The sequence below is a fragment of the Methylomagnum sp. genome (genome assembly GCF_054333355.1).
In genome coordinates this window covers 1-2,859 of the sequence record NZ_JBTEKS010000489.1, presented here as the reverse complement: position 1 = coordinate 2,859, position 2,859 = coordinate 1, and the positions used below count along the sequence as shown (strand labels likewise).

At 63.5% G+C, this 2,859-nt stretch carries 2 protein-coding genes; one reads left to right on the top strand and one right to left on the bottom strand.

What is annotated here, in order from left to right; translation table 11 throughout:
• Positions 1 to 91 precede the first annotated feature (91 nt).
• The gene (locus ACXWUF_RS21525; protein ID WP_458496578.1) at positions 92 to 811 is read left to right on the top strand and encodes a hypothetical protein; all 720 of its coding nucleotides are present in this window, start codon (positions 92 to 94) and stop codon (positions 809 to 811) included.
• 235 nt (positions 812 to 1,046) lie between these two features.
• Here the strand turns inward: ACXWUF_RS21525 and ACXWUF_RS21520 are convergent.
• Positions 1,047 to 2,859: ATP-binding protein (locus tag ACXWUF_RS21520; protein WP_458496577.1), on the bottom strand; the 1,813-nt coding region annotated here is incomplete at its 5' end.

Sequence of the window (2,859 nt, the reverse complement as noted above, 5' to 3'; positions counted from 1 at the left end):
CCTGGGTGAGGCCGCTCGTCTGCCAGGCCTCGATATGCCCCTGCCAATAGGCCGATAACGCCATCGCTCCACCTCGCGCAAAAGGCCGAGCATGACCGGGCGGCTCAGCGGATTACAGATGGGAGCGTTGAAGGCTTACCTGCTAGCGTCAGAACAAGGCGCATCAAATGCGATGGTTAATCTTGCATCCATATATCTTTTACAAGAAAAGTTAGGGCTAACCGAACTGTTTTGGAAGAAAGCGGCAGAATTAAACGATTTGCTGGGACGCTCAAACTTGGCTTGGTTTTATCTTGCCAAATTAAAAAGAAACAACAGAGAGGCGCTTAAATTAAGTAAGTCTGTGGCTTCTGAATCACCAGATGCGCAATCAAGGCTTATGTTAAGCATGATATTGCTGTGGAATAATCAATTCGGGCCAGCTTTTGAGGAGATAAACAATACACTATGGCAACCCGTAATCACCGAAGAAAAACCTTGGTATATATTCCTAGGTTGTATTCAAATGTTAACGGCAAAGAATCAAATAGCTTTCGCCTTAAAACTCTTTGAAGACGAGAAATACACCCACCTTAATCTCAAGGAAAAATTAAAACCCCTCTACTACGCCATCCTCCGCGAAGCCGGCCCCGCACGCGCCGACGATGCCCTCCGCATGGGGCCAGAACTGGAGGAAACCGTCGAGGAAATTCGCCAAGAAATCGAGCGGATGCGGCAGGACTATCGAATCGACCCGGCGGAAATCGCGGGCGACTTACCCACAGATGGGGAAATAACTACGAATGACGAAGCCCGAGATTCTGGCGAATAAATCAAAACGGCGGGCGGGTTGCCGGAAATGTTCCTCGCGTGTGCTGCATGGGAAGTGTGCTAACTCATAGGATGGGTGAAGCTTGCGGAACCCATTACACCGGGCTAGGCGGCATAATGGGTTTCGCTGCGCTGCACCCATCCTATGGGAGGCTTTTGACGGCCGGGAATGGAACTACTGAATGCGGTTTAATACGGAATGCGGGAACGATAGGTTGGGGTTTTAGGCGATGCAATCACCCCAACGCCACCACCCCCAACCGCCCCCCCGCCAGCACCCCCCGCGCAATCTCCACCACATGCCGATGATGGGTGAACAGCAACACCTGGGTCCGTTCCCCCAAGCTCGCCAGCGCCCGCAACGCCTGGGCCGAGCGCTCGTCGTCGAAGGTCAGCAGCAAATCATCCAGCACCACCGGCACGGCCTGCCCGTTGTCGATGTTCAACTCGATGGCGGCGAGGCGCAGCGCCAGATAAAGCTGGTCCGCCGTGCCCTCGCTCAGGTCGCGCACTTGCAGGCCCACGCCGTCCGGGCGCAGCGCCGCCAGCACTTGCCGGTCGTCCTCGAAATCCACCCGCAGCCCCGAATACCGGCCCGAGGTCAGCAGCCCGAAATAACGATCCGCCTTTTCCAGCAGCGGCCCATGGGCTTGGTCGCGGAAGCTCTGAATGCCCCGCTCCAACAAGGCGCGGGCGAGGCGCAGACGGGCGTAGCGCTCGGCCTCGTGGCGGATGCGGGCCAACAGGCTTTCCGCCTCCTCGCGGAGTTCCGCCGCCTTGGCCCCGCCGTCGATGGCCTGGAGCTCCCGGCGGGCGTGACTCTCGGCGTCATGGGCCGCTTTCAATTCCGCGTCCAGCGCGGCCATGTCCGGCTGAATATCCGCCAGCCGCCGCGCCACTACGTCCGCCGTCTGCCCCTCGGCTTCGGCCAATAACGCGGCCAAGGGCAAGCGGCATTGCGCGGCCAGTTGCGCCTCAATGCCTAGCACCGCGTCCGTCAATTGCCGCCGCCGGGCGGAGCGGGCCTCGGCTTCCGGCAATTCCCCCGCGTCCGCGCAGCCCGCCGCACGGGCCAGCCGGTTCAAGGTCGCGCTGGCCGACAACCGCCGCGCCTCGGCGCGGGCTAGCCGCTCCCGCTGTTCGTCCAGCGCTTTAAGCCGCTCGACATGGCGTTGAGCCTTGGCCCGGCCTTCATCGAGTTCCCCGTACAGCCCTTCGGCGAAGGCCGGAATCCGTTCCAGGCTGGGCGCGGGTCGATCCAAATCGGTCGCGAGACGAGTGGCGAGAGCCGCGTGGCCGTCGAGGAAGCCGCGTTCCGTCGCGAGGGTGGCGTCATGGCGGCGGGCCTCGGCCAGCGCGTCCCGCAGCCGGTCCAGCGCCTCGATGCGCACCTCGGTTTCTGCGACGGTGGCGGTGCCGGTCAAGCCCAGCCGGGTCAGGGTGGCTTCCCATTCGCCGCGTGCGTCGGCTTCTTTGTTTGCCGCACGGTCCAGCCGGGACCGATCCCGATGCCAATCCCTCGCCAGCCGCTCGGCGTCGCGGCGGGCCTGGTCGCGCTCGTTCCGCGCCCGCTGCGCCTCGGTCACGATGCGCCCGGCCTGCTCCAAAACGACGGCCCAAGGTTTCGCGGCCAGCGGTTCCGGGTCTTGCCCCGCGTCCCGCAACGCGTCGGCAAGGGTGGCGCGGGCGTGGCGCAGCGCGTCCTCGGCGGCGTGGTGCGCGGCGATTTCTTTCTCGTGCTGCTCGAGCCGTTGCAGCACCCGCTTACGCTCCGCCAGCCAGTCCTTGAAGACGTCCGGGGCCACCGGGGCCAAACCCAGCGCGGCGAGTCGGCCCTGCCACGCGGCGCGGTTTTCCGCCTCGGCTTGGCGCAGGCGGTCCCGCTCGGCGGCGATGGCGGTCAAGCGGCTCCGCATCTGCGCGGTGCGCTTGACGAGGGTCGCGTATTCCGTGGCCCGCGCCGTGTCGGCCCGTAGCGTGTCGGCCAGATGGTCGGCGCGGCGCACGGCGGTTTCGTAGAGGTCCGGGAGGTGGGCGATGTGGGTGGAT